15 protein-coding genes are annotated in these 16,042 nt (G+C 59.5%); 6 read left to right on the forward strand and 9 right to left on the reverse strand.

The genetic code is table 11. The features are described from left to right. Positions 1-23 precede the first annotated feature (23 nt). The gene (locus V0R37_RS13945; protein ID WP_420375099.1) at positions 24-635 is read left to right on the forward strand and encodes a glutathione S-transferase family protein; all 612 of its coding nucleotides are present in this window, start codon (positions 24-26) and stop codon (positions 633-635) included. 506 nt (positions 636-1,141) lie between these two features. Then, entirely contained in the window at positions 1,142-2,380 is a 1,239-nt protein-coding gene (locus V0R37_RS13950) for an MFS transporter (RefSeq protein WP_420375100.1), read from the forward strand. Here V0R37_RS13950 and V0R37_RS13955 read toward each other — a convergent pair. From V0R37_RS13955 to proC, 6 genes are all read right to left on the reverse strand, one after another. Then, complete coding sequence (locus V0R37_RS13955; protein WP_420375101.1) at positions 2,377-3,078, reverse strand: ABC transporter ATP-binding protein; 702 nt, start codon at positions 3,076-3,078, stop codon at positions 2,377-2,379. The genes V0R37_RS13950 and V0R37_RS13955 overlap by 4 nt on opposite strands. Next, positions 3,078-3,845: a high-affinity branched-chain amino acid ABC transporter ATP-binding protein LivG gene (gene livG, locus V0R37_RS13960; protein ID WP_420375102.1), complete on the reverse strand. Its 768-nt coding sequence runs from the start codon at positions 3,843-3,845 to the stop codon at positions 3,078-3,080. The genes V0R37_RS13955 and livG overlap by 1 nt, the downstream gene beginning before the upstream one ends. Next, on the reverse strand, positions 3,842-5,068 hold the full coding sequence (locus V0R37_RS13965) for a high-affinity branched-chain amino acid ABC transporter permease LivM (protein WP_420375103.1): 1,227 nt from the start codon (positions 5,066-5,068) through the stop codon (positions 3,842-3,844). The genes livG and V0R37_RS13965 overlap by 4 nt, the downstream gene beginning before the upstream one ends. Continuing rightward, a complete protein-coding gene (livH, locus tag V0R37_RS13970) occupies positions 5,068-5,994 on the reverse strand; it encodes a high-affinity branched-chain amino acid ABC transporter permease LivH (protein ID WP_420375104.1) in 927 nt (308 codons plus the stop codon). The genes V0R37_RS13965 and livH overlap by 1 nt, the downstream gene beginning before the upstream one ends. A gap of 106 nt (positions 5,995-6,100) precedes the next feature. Next, a complete protein-coding gene (locus tag V0R37_RS13975) occupies positions 6,101-7,222 on the reverse strand; it encodes a high-affinity branched-chain amino acid ABC transporter substrate-binding protein (protein WP_420375105.1) in 1,122 nt (373 codons plus the stop codon). Positions 7,223-7,455: 233 nt separating this feature from the next. Beyond that, positions 7,456-8,289, reverse strand: a complete 834-nt coding sequence (gene proC, locus V0R37_RS13980) for a pyrroline-5-carboxylate reductase (RefSeq protein WP_420375106.1) — start codon at positions 8,287-8,289, stop codon at positions 7,456-7,458. A gap of 166 nt (positions 8,290-8,455) precedes the next feature. Here proC and ugpB point away from each other — a divergent pair, with 166 nt between their 5' ends. From ugpB to V0R37_RS14000, 4 genes are all read left to right on the forward strand, one after another. Further along, complete coding sequence (gene ugpB / locus V0R37_RS13985; RefSeq protein WP_420375107.1) at positions 8,456-9,763, forward strand: sn-glycerol-3-phosphate ABC transporter substrate-binding protein UgpB; 1,308 nt, start codon at positions 8,456-8,458, stop codon at positions 9,761-9,763. Positions 9,764-9,866: 103 nt separating this feature from the next. Then, positions 9,867-10,748 (forward strand): sn-glycerol-3-phosphate ABC transporter permease UgpA, encoded by an 882-nt coding sequence (ugpA, locus tag V0R37_RS13990; RefSeq protein ID WP_420375108.1) that lies wholly within the window; start codon positions 9,867-9,869, stop codon positions 10,746-10,748. Between the two features lie 35 nt (positions 10,749-10,783). Then, positions 10,784-11,626 carry a sn-glycerol-3-phosphate ABC transporter permease UgpE gene (gene ugpE, locus V0R37_RS13995; protein WP_420375109.1) on the forward strand — a complete coding sequence of 281 codons (843 nt, stop codon included), beginning with the start codon at positions 10,784-10,786 and terminating at the stop codon, positions 11,624-11,626. Between the two features lie 50 nt (positions 11,627-11,676). Beyond that, entirely contained in the window at positions 11,677-12,762 is a 1,086-nt protein-coding gene (locus tag V0R37_RS14000) for a sn-glycerol-3-phosphate import ATP-binding protein UgpC (protein WP_420375110.1), read from the forward strand. Between the two features lie 51 nt (positions 12,763-12,813). On the opposite strand, the gene ampC is transcribed toward V0R37_RS14000, so the two are convergent. The 3 genes from ampC to V0R37_RS14015 are packed head-to-tail and all read right to left on the reverse strand — an operon-like array spanning position 12,814 to position 15,884. Continuing rightward, positions 12,814-13,989 carry a class C beta-lactamase gene (ampC, locus tag V0R37_RS14005; RefSeq protein ID WP_420375327.1) on the reverse strand — a complete coding sequence of 392 codons (1,176 nt, stop codon included), beginning with the start codon at positions 13,987-13,989 and terminating at the stop codon, positions 12,814-12,816. Positions 13,990-14,039: 50 nt separating this feature from the next. Beyond that, positions 14,040-15,446 (reverse strand): 3-deoxy-D-arabino-heptulosonate 7-phosphate synthase, encoded by a 1,407-nt coding sequence (locus V0R37_RS14010; RefSeq protein ID WP_420375111.1) that lies wholly within the window; start codon positions 15,444-15,446, stop codon positions 14,040-14,042. A gap of 33 nt (positions 15,447-15,479) precedes the next feature. Continuing rightward, positions 15,480-15,884, reverse strand: a complete 405-nt coding sequence (locus V0R37_RS14015) for a VOC family protein (protein WP_420375112.1) — start codon at positions 15,882-15,884, stop codon at positions 15,480-15,482. Between the last annotated feature and the right edge of the window lie 158 nt (positions 15,885-16,042).

Raw genomic sequence — 16,042 nt, forward strand, 5'->3', positions numbered from 1 at the left:
CACTTTTTACAAGGGAATACACAATGAAGCTTTATTATTTGCCCGGCGCCTGCTCTCTTGCCTCGCACATTGTCCTGGAATGGATAGGCAAGCCTTATCAAGCGCAAGCCGTCGGCCGCGACGAGATGAAGCAGGCCCCGTTTCTTGCGCTTAATCCCCTGGGCGCCGTGCCGGTGTTGGTGGATGGCGATATGACGCTTACGCAAAGCTCGGCAATTCTGGAATACCTGGCGGAGCTGAATCCGGAAGCGAAGCTGTTGCCGGATACGCCGCGCGGTCGCGCGGAGGTGCGCCGCTGGCTGGGCTTGGTGAACGCCGACATTCATCGGACGTTCGCGAATGTTTTCGCGGCGGGCTACTTCGCGGGCGACAACGAGGAGTTCCAGCGGAAGTTGACCGAGACGTCGACGGCGAAGCTGCTACAGTTGTTCGGCGTGGCGGACAAGCAACTGGAAGGCAAGGATTGGATAGCCGGGACGCGTTCGGTGGCGGATCCGTATTTGTACACGGTCTTGCGGTGGGCGAAAGGCAAGAACGTGGATCTTGGAGCCATGAAGAATCTGCAGGCTTTCTTTGCCCGCATGGAAGCGGACTCCGGGGTGCAAGCGGCATTGAAGGCGCAGGGGCTTTCTTAAGTGTTGATAGGTTCAGGTCTGGTGGGCTGCATCCGGACTTGAGCGGGTCGAGCGCCTCGGCTTATTGGCCGGGGTGAGTGACGAACCCGATTTTTCGGTTTCTTAAACGGCGCGGCCGGCGGGCCGGAGCCGTGCTTCCATCGCCGCGGCCCCTTCGGGGCTGCCTTGCCGTCGCTTCAAGGCGGAGGCCGGGCGTGAGCTCATGAATCATCAGCCGCCTGTGGGCTGATGACTCATTCAAACAGCACGCCCTCTTACGCCTCCACCTTGAAACGACGGCTGCGGCTTGCTTAAAGTCGCCCGTCCCCGGCCCGCCAGCCGCGCCTCAAAATTTCCGTATAACGTGGCGTTGAAATCACTGGGTTTCACCAACGGCGTAGCTGGGAAGAATATCGAAAGCAAGAAACAGAGTGCTCCTCAAGGCCTGCTAAAGCAAGATAGCGCGAATTGGCCAAGGAAGGCCTTGCCGGTCGCGATCAAGGCGGCTATGACGATAAGAGGCCGACATGGGGACACCGACGCGTTTCAGCCCGCCGTTCAAACGACTGGTCTGGTCAAATCTGCTGGCACAGGCGGCCGAACAAATCGGGCTTGCGACGGCGCCGCTATTGGCGGTCTTTCTTTTTAGCGCAAGCACCAGCCAGACAGCGGCGCTGCAGATGGTGCAGACCCTGCCGTTCTTATTGCTGGCGATTCCCGCGGGCCTGTTGGCGGATCGCTCTTCTCGCAAGACCGTCCTTGCCTTCGCGGAAGGGCTGCGGGCGTTTTCCTTTGGCTTGATTCTTTTACTGATCGCGCTGGAAAGCTTGACGCTTTCAACCCTGGCCTTGCTTGGTTTCGTAGGTGCCATGGGCACCGTGGCATACAACGTAACTACGCCTGGCCTGGTGCCTCATCTGGTTGCAAGGCCTCTGCTTTCCATGGCAAACAGCCGGTTGGAACTTGCACGCAGCATCGCCTTTACGTCGGGCCCCGGTGTGGCGGGGCTGGTCTTCAGCTCTATGGGTGCATCCTTCTCTTACTGCCTTGCCCTGGTCTTTTCCCTTTCAGCCGTTAATTTCTTGCGCTCCCTGCCTCCCAATCCTATCGTGCCGAGGCATGGAAGACTATGGGCGCAGCTGAGCGAAGGTATGTATTTCACACTCGCCAGCCCTCTTTTACGGCCAGTTCTGATAACCGCCGTCATCTTCAATATGTCGTGGTTCATGCTTCAAGCGGCATTTGTCCCTTATGCGGCTGAACACTTAGAGCTATCCGCATTGGAAGTAGGTATCACGATGGCCTGCTATGGCCTTGGCATGATCGCGGGCGCGGTAGCGGCTCCATGGGCCGGCCGGCAATTCTCGTTTGGTTCGATGATTATTTCAGGACCGATCGGCGCCTTGCTTGGCGCGGCGGCAATCGCATATTCGATTTGGTATCCAAGCCTTGCCCTGGCGTGCGCCAGCTTTTTTCTTTTCGGAGCCGGGCCGATTCTTTGGACGATTTCGACGACAACCCTTCGGCAAGCGGTCACCCCGCCCGACCTGATCAGTCGCGTTTCCGCGGTAATCATGACGATGACCTATGGCACCAGGCCGATTGGAGCCTTGATGGCAGCCATGATAGGAAGCATTTACCCTGCGGAATATTGCATACTCGCCGCGGCAATCGGCTTTATTGCGCAGCTTGCCGTCATAGTATGTTCGAACGTCCCCAAGCTGGCCGGCATACCGGGGCCGGAGCCCCGGGCTTTGCCTGGCTAGGCGCCCAGATAGGCTTTGCGGACTTCGTCGTTGACAAGCAGGTTGGCGCCGGTATCGGCCAGGACCACTTTGCCGGTTTCCAGCACGTAGCCGCGGTCGGCGACCTGCAAGGCCTTGTTGGCATTCTGCTCGACCAGGAAGACGGTGACGCCCTCTTCGCGTATGGTGCGGATGATATCGAAGATTTGCGCGATGATCAGCGGCGCCAGCCCCAGCGTAGGCTCGTCGAGCAACAGCAAGGTGGGCTTGGTCATCAGGGCGCGCCCGATGGCCAGCATTTGCTGCTCGCCGCCCGACATTGTGCCGGCGCGCTGGTTGGCGCGTTCCCTTAGCCGGGGAAACAGGTCATAGACATGATCCAGGCCTTCCTCGACTTCTTTGGCCTTCAGGAAGAACCCGCCCATTTTCAGGTTCTCCGCCACGGTCAGGTCGGGGAAGACACGGCGGCCTTCGGGCGAGATGGCGATGCCGCGGCGCATGATGGTATGCGTGTCGGCCTGGGTGATGTCTTCGCCCAGAAAACTGATGGAGCCGCTGCTGGCGCGGGGAGAGCCGCAGACCGTCATGAGCAGTGTGGTCTTGCCTGCGCCGTTGGCGCCGATCAGGGTGACGATCTCGCCTTTGTTGACCTCTACGGAAACATCGTTAAGCGCCTGGATGGCACCATAGTAGGTATGTATGTTTTGGAGCTTGAGCACTATTCTTCCCCCAGATAAGCTTTGATGACACGAGGGTCGACGCGAACATCGGCGGGCAGGCCGGTGGTGATGGGCTTGCCATGCTCCATGACGAGAATGCGGTCCGATACGCCCATGACCAGGCTCATATCGTGTTCGATGAGCAGAACGGCCACGCCGAATTCCCGGCGCAACTGATCGATAAGCTGCTGGAGATCGCGTTTTTCCTGGGGATTGAGCCCTGCGGCCGGTTCATCCAGCATCAGCAGGCGCGGCCGGGTGATCATGCAGCGGGCGATTTCCAGCCGGCGCTGATGGCCGTAGGCCAGATTGCCGGCCTCGCGGTTGGCAAATTGCCGTATGCCCATGAAGTCGAGCCAGTCGACCGCGTTTTTTTGCGCTTCATGTTCAGAGCGGCGGTAGGACGGGACCTTGAACAGGCCCGGCAACAACCTGGTCTCGATATGGGTGTGTTGCGCGACCAGAAGGTTTTCAAGGACGGTCAGGTTCTTGAACAGGCGCACGTTCTGGAAGGTGCGCACCAAGCCCTGCTGGGCCACCTTATGGCTGGGCAGGCCATTGATTTTTTTCCCGTCCATCAGGATGTCGCCCGTGGTGGGCTTGTAGAAACCGCCCACGCAATTGAACACCGTCGTCTTGCCGGCGCCGTTGGGTCCGATGATGGCGAAAACCTCGTCGCGCTTCACGTCGAACTCGACCTGGTCCACCGCAAGCAAACCGCCGAACCTCATCGTAAGGCCAGATACCTTAAGCAATACCTCGCTCATACTTTCAACTCCACCTGCGGGCGCTTGACGGGCAGCAGGCCTTGCGGACGCCAGATCATCATCAACACCATCACCAATCCAAAAATCAACATGCGGTATTCCGCGAATTCACGCGCTATCTCGGGCACCACGGTAAGCACGATGGCGGCCAGGATGACGCCCACCTGCGATCCCATGCCGCCCAGCACCACGATGGCCAGGATCAGCGCCGACTCCATGAAGGTGAAGGATTCGGGATTGACCAGCCCCTGGCGCGCGGCGAAGAACGCGCCGCCGAAGCCGGCGAACATGGCGCCCATGGTGAAGGCCGACAGCTTGATGCGGGTGGGATTCAGGCCCAAAGAGCGGCAGGCGATCTCGTCTTCGCGCAGGGCTTCCCAAGCTCGTCCGATAGGCATGCGTATGACTCGGTTGGACACGAACAAGGTCAGCAAGGCCAGGCACAGCGCCATCAGGTATAGGTAGATGATGACGTCCTGGTTGTCGAAGTTCCAGCCCACCAGCTCGTGGAAGGTGGTGACGCCTTCAGGAGCGCGACGCGCCATGGGAAAACCCAGGACGGTCGGCTTGGGAATGCCGGAGATGCCGTCGGGCCCCCCGGTAAGGGAATACAGGTTGATCAACAGCAGGCGGATGATCTCGCCAAAGCCCAGGGTGACGATAGCCAGATAATCGCCCCGCAGCCGCAACACCGGAAAGCCCAGCAGAAAACCGAACAACGCCGACATGGCGCCCGCGAACGGCAGCGCTTCCCAGAAACCCCAGCCCGCCCAATGGTAGAGCAAGGCGTAGGTGTAGGCGCCCACGGCATAGAAGCCCACGAAGCCCAGATCGAGCAGGCCGGCAAAGCCCACGACGATGTTCAGGCCGAGCCCCAGCATGATGTAGATGAGCACCAGAGTTGCGATGTCGACCTGCGCCCGGCCGGTAAAGAACGGCCATACCAGCGCAATGGCGACCAGCAGAAAGATCAGGCCGCGCCGCACGGGTTCGGTCAGCACCGGCATCGCGCGGGTCTTTCCGCTGCGCTTGAATACGCGCGCCAGCAGCGGCCGTATCACCTGGAATACGAATACGATGGCCATGCCGGCCAGGATCATGTTCCATTCCGGCTTCAGATGGGTTTGCATGCCGCTGCGGACAATTTGCAAACCGAAGATGGGCGCAATAATGACCCCGGCCATGAAGGCCGCGATCAGCGCGTTCTTGACGTTGTTACCCATTACACTTTTTCCACTTCGGGTTTACCAAGCAGGCCGGTCGGTCGGAACAGCAAGATGAAGACCAGCAAGCCGAAGGCGACGATATCCTTGTACTGGGACGAGATATACGCGGCGGCGAAGGTTTCCGCCAGGCCCAGAAGCACCCCTCCGAGCATGGCGCCGGGGATGCTGCCGATGCCGCCCAGCACGGCGGCGGTGAACGCCTTGATGCCGGCAATGAAGCCGATGAAGGGATTGAGCTTGCCTATGGCCAGCGCGATCAGGACCCCGCCAACGGCGGCCAGCATGGCGCCGATGATGAAGGTGAAGGAAATGATGCGGTTGGTATCGATGCCCAGCAGGTTCGCCATGCGCAGGTCCTGCGAGCATGCGCGCGAGGCGCGGCCGATGCGCGAATACTTGATGAACAGCGACAGCGCGATCATCAGCAGCACCGTGACGACGATGATCATGATGCGCGAATACGGCGCGGTGATGACAAAATCGGAACCCAGCTGGAATTGGACCGAGCCGGTGACGAGCGCCGGAACGGCCATGTCGCGCGCTCCCTGGCCGATCGCCACCCAGTTCTGCAGAAAAATGGACATGCCGATGGCGGAAATAAGCGGCACCAGGCGCGGGCCGCCGCGCAAGGGCGCATAGGCGACTTTTTCGGTGGCATAGCCATACACACCCGTAACCAGTACGGCGACTATCAGCATGACCAGAATAAGTATGGGCAGCGGCAGACCGCTGTTCACCCCAATGGCGGACAGGGTAACCAAGCCGACGTACGCCCCAATCATATAGATTTCGCCGTGCGCGAAGTTGATCATGCCGATGATGCCATAGACCATTGTGTAGCCGATGGCGATAAGCGCATAGATGGCGCCCAGCGACAAGCCGTTGAACAGCTGTTGCGTAAGTTGGGGTATGAGTTCAGACATAAAACGGATATTCCGGAACGTCGGCCCGGCAAAACGACTGCGAGCCAACCGAGGGAAGAAAAGAAATGCTCCAGCCCTTGGCAGGCTGGAGCATGCAGCGCTGCGTTTAGAGTTTCAGCTGCTCAAGGTTGCCGGCCTTGTCCCATTTGAAGACAGCGAATTCAAATTCCTTCAGGTCGCCCTTGGCATCGTATTCGACCTTGCCGATGGCGGTGTTGAAGGCATGGCTGTGCATGTAGTCGGCCACCTTGGCGGGATCTTCGCCGACGGCGTTGATGCTGTCGACCAGGATCTGCACGGCTGCATAGGCGGTCAGCGTGAAGGCGCCGTCAGGACTGCGCTTGTACTTTTTGAAGTGCTCAAGCACTTTCTCGTTGCCGGGCAGCTTGGTGAAGTCGGAAGGCAGCGTAACCAGCAGGCCTTCGACGGCCGGGCCGGCGATGGCGACGAGGTCTTTATTGGCCACGCCTTCAGGACCCATGAACTGGGTCTTGAGGCCTTGCTCGCGCGCCTGGCGCAGCAGCAAGCCCAGCTCGGCATGGTAGCCGCCGAAATAGATCAGGTCGGGGTTGAGCGACTTGAGCTTGGTGATGACCGCGGAATAATCGCTGTCGCCCACGTTGATGCCCTCGAACAGAGCCACTTCGGCGCCGCCCTTGGTCAGGTTGTCGCGCACTTGCGTGGCCACGCCCGAACCGTAGGTTTGCTTGTCGTGCAGGATGGCGACCGTTTTGGGCTTGAGGTGCTTGATGATGTAATTGGCGGCGAAAGGACCTTGCTGGTCGTCCCGTCCGATGGTGCGGAAGAAGAAATGGGGCTTGATGGTGTCGGTCACCAGCGGCGACGTGGCCCCCGGGGTGATGGCGACTATGCCTTCTTGTTCGTAGACGTTCACGGCGGGGACGGTCGTGCCCGAGCATGCGTGGGCAACGGCGAACTTGGCGCCGGAATTGATGACCCGGTTGGCCGCCGGAACGGCCTGTTTGGGCTCGCAGCCGTCATCGATGAGCAGGGGTTCGAGCTTTTTGCCTTTGACGCCGCCCGCCGCATTGATGGCTTCGATGGCTGTCAGCGCGCCGGCCTGGATCTGGTCGCCGTACTGGGTGGCGGGGCCGGTCATGGGTTGAGGTATGCCGATTTTGATGGTATCGGCCGCCAAGGCGCTGCCGGCGATGGCCATGGCGCCCAGGGCCATGACTAAGGGTGATACTCGTTTTAAGGACTTCATGCCTGCAAATCTCCGGTTAAGCCTGCCGTATGAGCAAATTCATGTTACGAATTCACATGCTTTGTTACGGCAAGCCATTGTTATTAGCTTCCGCCTGAAACGGCTAGCGTATTCTGACGATTCGCTGAGTGCATGTCACTACGGATAAGCCCTTACGGAATCGGATTTATTTCAGTCGCAAAAAGGCGTATTTGGAGGCTTGCGGGATTAGGGCAGCGCCCCGCCCCATGATTTCATTTGGCAAACTCGTCGGATAGCTCGGCGGCGCGGTCGCGCGCGGCCTGCATGGCCAGCTGGACTATGGCTGGAAAGTCTTTGCTGTAAAGGACATCGAGCGCGGCGGCTGTCGTGCCGCCCTTGGAGGTCACCCGTTCGCGCAGGACGGCCAGGCTTTCGTGCGACAGGGCCGCCAGTTGGGTTGCGCCGTTGAGGGTGGCCAACGCCAAGGTACGCGCCTGATCGTCGCTCAGGCCTTGTTCGATGCCGCCCTGTATAAGGGATTCGAGAAACAGGAAGACATAGGCCGGGCCGCTGCCCGACAAGGCGGTGACGGCATCGATTTGCGCATCGCTTTCAACCCAGACCACTTCGCCCACGGCGCGCATGAGCTGCTGCGTCACGGTCCTGTCGTCTTCGGAGACGCCGCTCAAAGCCATTAGGCCGCTGGCGCCCGAACCGATCAGAGCCGGGGTGTTGGGCATGCAGCGCACCAGGCGGGTCCAGGGCTTGTCGGCCGTGCCCAGCCACTGGCTGATCGTCTCGGCTGAGATTCCGGCCGCAATGCTGATGACCAGCGTGTCGTCCCGCAAGAAAGGCCGGCAGCTTTCGACCGCCGCCTTCAGGTACTGAGGCTTGACGGCGAAGATCCACACGCGGCGGCTGGCCAGCGTGGCGTCCGGCGCCGCGGCGACCGACACGCCCTGCTGCGACCATTTTTCAAGGACGGAAGCGGTGACGTCGACAACATGGACATCGTGGGCGCCGCAGCGCTTGCCGATCAGGCCCGCCGCCAGGGCGGTGGCCATATTGCCGCCGCCGATAAAAGCAATAGTAAGTTCTTGGGTCATAAGGCCGATATTGTACGATTTTCGAGATCCGGACACGGGTATATTTGCATTGACCTTCTTCGCGTATTGTCGTTACAGTCACGCCAATGTCATAAACACGTCATAAGCTTACAACCGAATTTCGGCGGACACCCCGGCCGGACAGGATTCTTCAGGAGAACATCTTATGCGAGCAAAGCTTTTTGCATTATCACTGGCTGGCGTGATCGCCGGCATGGGTTCGGCCCATGCGGCCACCGACATCAACTTCTGGCACTCCATGCAAGGCGCCCTGGGCGAGCGTGTGAATGGCCTGGTGAACGAATTCAATAAAAGCCAGTCGGACTATGTGGTCCATGCCATCTACAAGGGCGCATACGGCGAATCCATGAATGCCGGCATCGCCGCCTTCCGCGCAGGCAATGCACCCGACATCCTGCAGGTGTTCGAAGTGGGCACCGCCACCATGATGTACGCCAAGGGCGCCGTCCAGCCTATTCAGGAAATGTCCGAAAAAGTGGGCGACCCCATCAATCCGGCCGACTTCCTGGGCGCGGTGGCGAGCTACTACTCTTCATCCGACGGCAAGCTGGTTTCCATGCCGTTCAACAGCTCGACGCCTGTTTTCTACTACAACAAGGACGCCTTCAAGAAAGCCGGACTCGACCCCGAGCATCCGCCCAAAACCTGGAAGGACGTCGCCGAAGCGGGCAAGAAGCTGCGCGCCGCAGGCATGGAATGCGGCTACACCACATCGTGGCCCTCATGGATCCAGCTGGAGACCTTCGGTGCCTGGCATAACACGCCCTACGCATCCAAGGACAACGGCTTCGGCGGACTGGACGCGCGGCTCGAAATCAACAAGCCCCTGTTCGTGCGCCACATGACTTTCCTTGCCGACATGTCCAAGGAAGGCACGTTCACCTACGGCGGCCGCGGCGACGCCTCAGGCGCCCTGTTCACCTCCGGCAAATGCGGCATGTTCACCGGCTCCAGCGGCAACCGCGCCAACATCATCAAGACGGGCGGATTCGAGTTCGGCACCTCCAGCCTGCCCTACTATGACGACGTCAAGGGCGCGCCGCAAAACTCCATCATCGGCGGCGCCTCGCTGTGGGTGTTCGCCAAGAAAACCCCCGAGGTCTACAAAGGCGTGACCAAGTTCTTCAAGTTCATCTCCAGCCCCGAGAAGGCCGCCGAATGGCACCAGGGCACAGGCTATGTGCCGGTGACCAAAGCCGGCTTCGAGTTGACCAAGAAATCGGGCTTCTACGACAAGAATCCCGGCACCGACGTTGCCGTCAAGCAGTTGGACGCCACCACGACGGAAAACTCGCGCGGCATCCGTCTGGGCTACCTGCCGCAGATCCGCGATATCGAAGATGGCGAAATGGAGCAGATTTTCGCCGGCAAGGTCACACCCGAGGCGGGTCTGGAAAACATGGTCAAGCGCGGCAACGAGCTGCTTGTGCGTTTCGAGAAAAGCGTAAAGTAAGACCTTGGACTAGAACAGCAGCCGTGGGAAATGGCCGTATTCCGGACGTTTCCCGCGGTTTTTCGCTTATGCGACAATAGCGCCTTTTTTTGCCGGCTTCCACATGGAAAAACGCGTCGTCTTCAGCCATAAAACCCTACCCTATCTGCTGCTTGCGCCGCAGTTGGCGATTACGGTTATTTTCTTTTTCCTGCCCGCCGGGCAAGCCATGTGGCAATCGTTCAGGCTGGAAGATCCTTTCGGCCTTTCGTCCCAGTTCGTGGGGCTGTCCAATTTCGCCGAACTGTTTTCCAATTCGGATTACGTCGACTCTTTCAAGGTGACCGCGCTTTTTTCTGTGCTGGTTGCCGTGCTGGGGCTTAGCATTTCGCTGCTGCTGGCCGTCATGGCCGACCGCGTGGTCAAGGCCGCCGGCGTGTACAAAACCCTGCTTATCTGGCCCTATGCGGTGGCCACCGCTGTTGCGGGCGTCCTATGGCTGTTCCTGTTCTCGCCGTCGGTAGGCATACTGGCCGTTTTCCTGATGGAATCGGGCATTGCATGGAACCCCAGGCTGGATGGCGACGATGCCATGATACTGGTCGTGCTGGCCTCGGTCTGGAAACAGATTTCCTATAACTTCCTGTTTTTCCTGGCCGGCCTGCAATCCATTCCGCGCTCCCTGATCGAGGCGGCCGCCATCGACGGTGCCAGCCCCTCCCGCCGTTTCTGGACCATTGTGTTCCCCCTGCTTTCGCCGACCACCTTTTTCCTGCTGGTCATCAATGTGATTTACGCCTTCTTCGATACCTTCGCCATCATCGACATCATGACGCAAGGCGGTCCGGGCTCCAGCACATCGATTCTGGTCTACAAGGTGTATAACGCCGGTTTCAAAGGGCTGGACATCGGCTCGTCCGCCGCTCAGTCGGTCATCCTGATGATCATCGTCGTACTGCTAACTGTGGTGCAGTTCCGCTATATCGACCGCAAGGTCAATTACTGACGCGCCCATCGACGCCCGATACTGCAAAGCCAATCATGATAGAACGCCGCCCCATACTCGACATCGTTACCCACCTTGTGCTGATACTCGGGGTGGCCATCATCGCCTTCCCGCTCTACGTAACGTTCGTCGCCTCCACCCAGACTACGCAGGAAGTGGCCCAGGCGCCCATGTCGCTGTTGCCCGGCAGCCATTTCCTTGAAAACTATCGCACGGTGCTGACGGGCGAGGCCGCCAATACGCCCGCCGTAGCGCGCATGATGTGGGTCAGCACCGTGATGGCGCTGGTCATCGCCATCGGCAAGATCGCGATCTCCATGCTGTCCGCCTTCGCCGTGGTCTATTTCCGCTTCCGCTTCCGGATGTTCTTCTTCTGGATGATCTTCGTCACGCTGATGCTGCCCGTGGAGGTGCGCATCGCGCCCACTTACAAGGTGGTTGCCGACCTGGGCATGCTGAACAGTTTCGCCGGCCTGACCCTGCCGCTGATTGCCTCCGCGACGGCAACCTTCCTGTTCCGCCAGTTCTTCCTGACGGTGCCCGACGAACTGATCGAAGCGGCCCGCATCGACGGCGCCGGCCCCATGCGCTTCTTCAAGGACGTGCTGCTGCCCTTGTCGCGCACCAGCATCGCCGCCCTGTTCGTGATCCAGTTCATCTACGGCTGGAACCAGTACCTGTGGCCTCTTATCATTACCACGCAGGAAAACATGTACCCGGTGGTGATAGGCATCAGGCGCATGATCGCCGGCGGCGACGCCGTGACGGAATGGAATCTGGTCATGGCCACCGCCCTACTGGCCATGATCCCACCGGTTGCCGTCGTGATCTTCATGCAGAAATGGTTTGTGAAAGGGCTGGTGGACTCGGAAAAATAAACGCCGCCGCCCCACCCGGCGCACTACTAAACACCGATTTGGAATTACACATGGCTACATTGAGTTTTCGCAACGTAAAGAAGGTCTACCCCGGCGACATCGCGGTGATACACGGCATAGACATGGACGTTGCAGATGGCGAGTTCATTGTCATCGTCGGCCCATCGGGCTGCGGAAAATCCACACTGATGCGTATGGTCGCCGGCCTGGAAAGCGTGACCGGCGGCGATATCCTGATCGGCGACAAAGTGGTGAATACGCTGGAGCCGGCCGAACGCGACATTGCCATGGTGTTCCAGAACTATGCCCTGTACCCGCACATGACGGTCTTCGACAACATGGCTTACGGCTTGAAGATACGCAAGCTGAGCAAGGAAGACATCAAGGCCCGCGTGCAGGACGCGGCCCAAATTCTAGAGCTGACGCATCTGCTGGAACGCCGTCCGCGGCAATTGTCGGGCGGCCAAAGGCAGCGGGTGGCCATGGGCCGCGCGATCGTGCGCGACCCCAAGGTATTCCTGTTCGACGAGCCTTTATCCAACCTGGACGCGAAGCTGCGCGTACAGATGCGGCTGGAAATACAAAAGCTGCACCGGCGGCTGAAGACGACCAGTCTGTACGTGACGCACGACCAGGTCGAGGCGATGACCCTGGCCGAGCGCATGGTGGTGATGAACAAGGGCGTGCCTGAACAGATCGGGACGCCTATCGAAGTGTTCGAAAAGCCGGCTTCTCTATTTGTGGCAAGCTTCATCGGCTCGCCTCCAATGAATCTGATTCCGGTGCTGGTGGATGGCGATCGCCAAGTAAGGGATGAAGACGGGGCGGTGCTGCAGTTCGATCCAGCTCTGGTGCCGGCTTCGGTGGCCAACCGCAAGGTGATCATGGGTATGCGCCCGGAGCACATAAAGCTGCATGCCAGCGGTATTCCCATGCACGTGGAAATGGTGGAGATCCTGGGGTCGGAGCAGCTGATACACGGCCGTCATGGCGATACGCCCATAGTCCTGCGCTGCCCGGTGGGATTGACCAAGGATTACCCGCTGCAAATCGGCGAGGCGGTGCAGATAGGAAACGACTGGGATCATCCTTTGCACTGGTTCGATCCAGAGACGGGGAAGCGGATCGACGATTGATCCGCTTCGGCGGCGCCCTTTCTTGGCTTGCGGGCGCGCAGGAAAATTGTCCTATCTTGCTTGTGGTGGGAGTTGCTCCAGGATTTCATGAGCGGCTTTTATGCGGGCAGGAATCGGAAAATTCCTGTTTGCAAGCATTACGATGCCTATCTTCTTTTCCGGCACGAATGCCGCGTAGGCGCCAAATCCATTTGTCGAGCCGGTTTTATTGAACAATACTGAGGCTGAAGCCATCCGCACAGGATCAATGCGCTGCGCCGCATTGGCTTCCATGCTCATGGCCGGTGAGTTTCCGGCTTGTAGACGCTCCAGGCCGATGGGATAGGGATATTGCTCCCACCCTAGCCCCTGCACCATATCTCCGATTTTGAAATAGCCTGCATGCGTGCCTTCAATTGCGCGCCGAATCGGCTCTTCCAGGCTTGTGGGGTCGATATTTGCCTGTACGAAACGGATCATATCGGATGCCGTCGACTTGACGCCATAGGCCTGGGCATCGAACATGCCGGGATTGACCCGGACAGGCTTGTTCACCTTGTTATATCCCCAGGCATAGTCGGGCATCGCATTTTCCGGCACATGGATATGACTGTGATTGAGTCCCAGCTTGGGGAAAAGCAGGCTTTCCACGGCCACGAAAAATTTACTCTCCAAAGCGAGTCCCGCGATGTGCCCCAGCAAGCCTATGCTGGGATTGGAATATCTGCGTTGCGCGCCAGGCGCCGCATTCGGTCTCCATTCTCGGAAATAACTGATCATCGCGTCATCGCCCAAGATGTCATCGGGAAATTGCAGCGGCAGGCCGCCCGCGGTGTAGGTACCCAGATTAAGAAGGCTGGCCCTAGCGATCGCGCTACCCCGCAGCGCCGGAATGTATTGGCCGGGACTATCGTCAAGTGACAATTTACCGAGCACCTGCGCATACGAGACCAGCGTTCCCGTGAAAGCCTTGCTGAGCGACCCGAGTTCGAAGAGCGTGAACTGGCTGACCGGCGTGTTGCTCTCCGTGCTGGCTACTCCGTAGTTGAAGAAGAACGGCTCGCCATCGACAATAATTCCGACCGCCATGCCGGGCACATCGTGCTCTGCCATGACAGGGCGAATAGCGGCGTCAACGATGCCGCGCACATTGGCATGATGGCTGGACGCCCGGCTGGCGACGGAAAGGCAGCAAGCGATGATGCTGGCCAGCGCAATGAGACAAATGCGTTTAGGCGGGAAGGTCAAAACGGTTTCCTGATTTCTGGAGGAATTCAACAAGGAGACAGTCTATGGCATCACGCCGAAGATGGCTCGCCTCGGCTCACTCGGTGGACCGCATCCAACAGGTCGTCAGTATGCACCATCAATTCTCGCACCTGGCGCAGCATGGCGGATTGATGCAGCACGGCTCCCCAGCTGGGCGAATCCAGCAATTGACGCCAAATGGACTCCAGGCTTTGAGGGTTCGCATCGTGTTTCTCCGCCAGGCTGTCGGCGAACTTCAGGCTCGCCGTCGCGGACAAAAGCTGCATCCGGCTGGCGGCGCCGAACAGGCGCGGAGCCGCGTCGGCGGGCGCATCGCAGCAATAAAGGACGGTCCCGGCCAGACCCGCCTCGTCGTGCCTAAGCGCCCTTAGCGATGAGCCGAGCAGCTGCATTGTCCCTTCCTCGGTCCTGAAGGGATAAACGGCATTTTCTTCGGCCTGTGCAAGCAGGCGCAGCCCGCGCAACAGCCGCGGAAGATCGCTTGCCGCGGCATCCACCGAAGCCTTGGCCTCGACGAGCAGGCAAACCTCCCACACTGGCCTTGCATCCATGGCCTGCGCACGCCTGAGCAGGGCTACGTCCCACTCGGTTTTGGCCCGATGAGAACTGCCGGGTATGGAAGCCGGTACGCGCATCGATGTCACGGCACGATATGGCGCGCCACTCCCCTCCTTCTCGTTGAGCCGCCGAGCCAGCGCCTGGATTGCCCGCGCCGCCAACGCTTCGACTGCGGCGCCGCGCTGCTTCGAAACGCTGCCTTGCGCGAAGGCGGCGGGACTGCCCGAGCGGGGGCCGTGGCGGTCCCATAGCGACTGATAGCGGCGCACAAGCTCATCCGATGCCAGGGTTTCCAGGCGCCTCAAGCGCTTCAATGCCGGGCTGTCCAGGAGCTTCGTCAAGCCGCGCTCCAAAGGCGATCCGTCCGCAATCTCCGGCATGGCCAGTAGGGTTCGCGTGGTATCGAAAAGTTCAGACCAGGATGCGGCGGATGCGAGCGCGTGTACATTGGCCAAGCTATCGCGTTGCCGGCCCAACGCAAGCCGCTGCTGTTTGGCGGGGTGGGCGATAGCATCAACCACCGTATGAATCAGACGGCGGTCCTGATCGGCGTGCGCGGACAGCGAAGCATACTCGCGTACCTGGGCTGCCCCGTGCCTAAGCACCATGGCCTGAAAGGCGGGGTCTCCGGATTCCGGGCGCATCGCCTCCCGGATCATGCGTGCCAACGCTTCGATGAAAACGCGTTTCAGCTCTGGATCAGGCGTTTCGCCGCGAACCTTTGCCTCGCGCGCCTTCTCGATTACCATGGCAATCGCGGCCGACGGATTGGCTTTTTTTATCTGATCGGATCTGTCATCCATCGCCGGCAGGCGATAACGGCGAGCGACAGCGCGGAGCGTCTGGTCTAGAAAAGGGAGGGATGGCGGCATAGACATGACGGTGGCGGGGATCTCGGCAAGGCGGGCAGTTCAATCAGCGTCGCCGCTGTAGGTTTCGCCAGCGAATTCGATAAGGCAGAAGCCATGGCCGAAGGGGTCTGAAAAGCTTATGCATTTCGATCCCATCCATTGGACGCAGCCTCCCTCCTGCAATGCACCCGCGCATAGGGCACGCTTGGCGGCTTCCTCGATATCGTCCACAACGAAATCGACATGCACCGGCGTCCAGTGCCTGGTGTATCGGCGACCATAGACGATACTTTCCGCAGGAGGCGAGCCTGCCGCCTTGCGCAAAAGATAAATAGTGGAAGACGCCCCGGTCAGTTCCGCAACATCGTCGTCAATAACGCGGCCAAGGCTCAGGGATAAAGCGGCGCTGTAGAAATCGATGGCGGGGCCAAGCTCCGGAACGTCAATGTTTATCAGTATCTTCATTTGGCCTGACCGTCCTGTATATGCTTTGGTCGCAATACGTGTTTTCAACTTGCTATGGCAGCACAGCATAACAAGCCAGCCCCGCAAGCATCAATAACGCGGAAAGAAAAAACCCGCATCATCCGATGCGGGTTTCAATTCCCGCCATACTCTCATCA

It is taken from the genome of Pollutimonas rozaliensis (assembly GCF_048751585.1).
Classification (GTDB): Bacteria; Pseudomonadota; Gammaproteobacteria; order Burkholderiales; family Burkholderiaceae_B.

Bases quoted from the DNA above. Each gene is read 5' to 3' on its own strand.
- V0R37_RS13945 (WP_420375099.1), top strand. From the start codon at position 24: ATGAAGCTTTATTATTTGCCCGGCGCCTGCTCTCTTGCCTCGCACATT.
- V0R37_RS13950 (WP_420375100.1), top strand. From the start codon at position 1,142: ATGGGGACACCGACGCGTTTCAGCCCGCCGTTCAAACGACTGGTCTGG.
- livG (WP_420375102.1), bottom strand. From the start codon at position 3,845: ATGAGCGAGGTATTGCTTAAGGTATCTGGCCTTACGATGAGGTTCGGC.
- V0R37_RS13965 (WP_420375103.1), bottom strand. From the start codon at position 5,068: ATGGGTAACAACGTCAAGAACGCGCTGATCGCGGCCTTCATGGCCGGG.
- livH (WP_420375104.1), bottom strand. From the start codon at position 5,994: ATGTCTGAACTCATACCCCAACTTACGCAACAGCTGTTCAACGGCTTG.
- V0R37_RS13975 (WP_420375105.1), bottom strand. From the start codon at position 7,222: ATGAAGTCCTTAAAACGAGTATCACCCTTAGTCATGGCCCTGGGCGCC.
- proC (WP_420375106.1), bottom strand. From the start codon at position 8,289: ATGACCCAAGAACTTACTATTGCTTTTATCGGCGGCGGCAATATGGCC.
- ugpB (WP_420375107.1), top strand. From the start codon at position 8,456: ATGCGAGCAAAGCTTTTTGCATTATCACTGGCTGGCGTGATCGCCGGC.
- ugpA (WP_420375108.1), top strand. From the start codon at position 9,867: ATGGAAAAACGCGTCGTCTTCAGCCATAAAACCCTACCCTATCTGCTG.
- ugpE (WP_420375109.1), top strand. From the start codon at position 10,784: ATGATAGAACGCCGCCCCATACTCGACATCGTTACCCACCTTGTGCTG.
- V0R37_RS14000 (WP_420375110.1), top strand. From the start codon at position 11,677: ATGGCTACATTGAGTTTTCGCAACGTAAAGAAGGTCTACCCCGGCGAC.
- V0R37_RS14010 (WP_420375111.1), bottom strand. From the start codon at position 15,446: ATGTCTATGCCGCCATCCCTCCCTTTTCTAGACCAGACGCTCCGCGCT.
- V0R37_RS14015 (WP_420375112.1), bottom strand. From the start codon at position 15,884: ATGAAGATACTGATAAACATTGACGTTCCGGAGCTTGGCCCCGCCATC.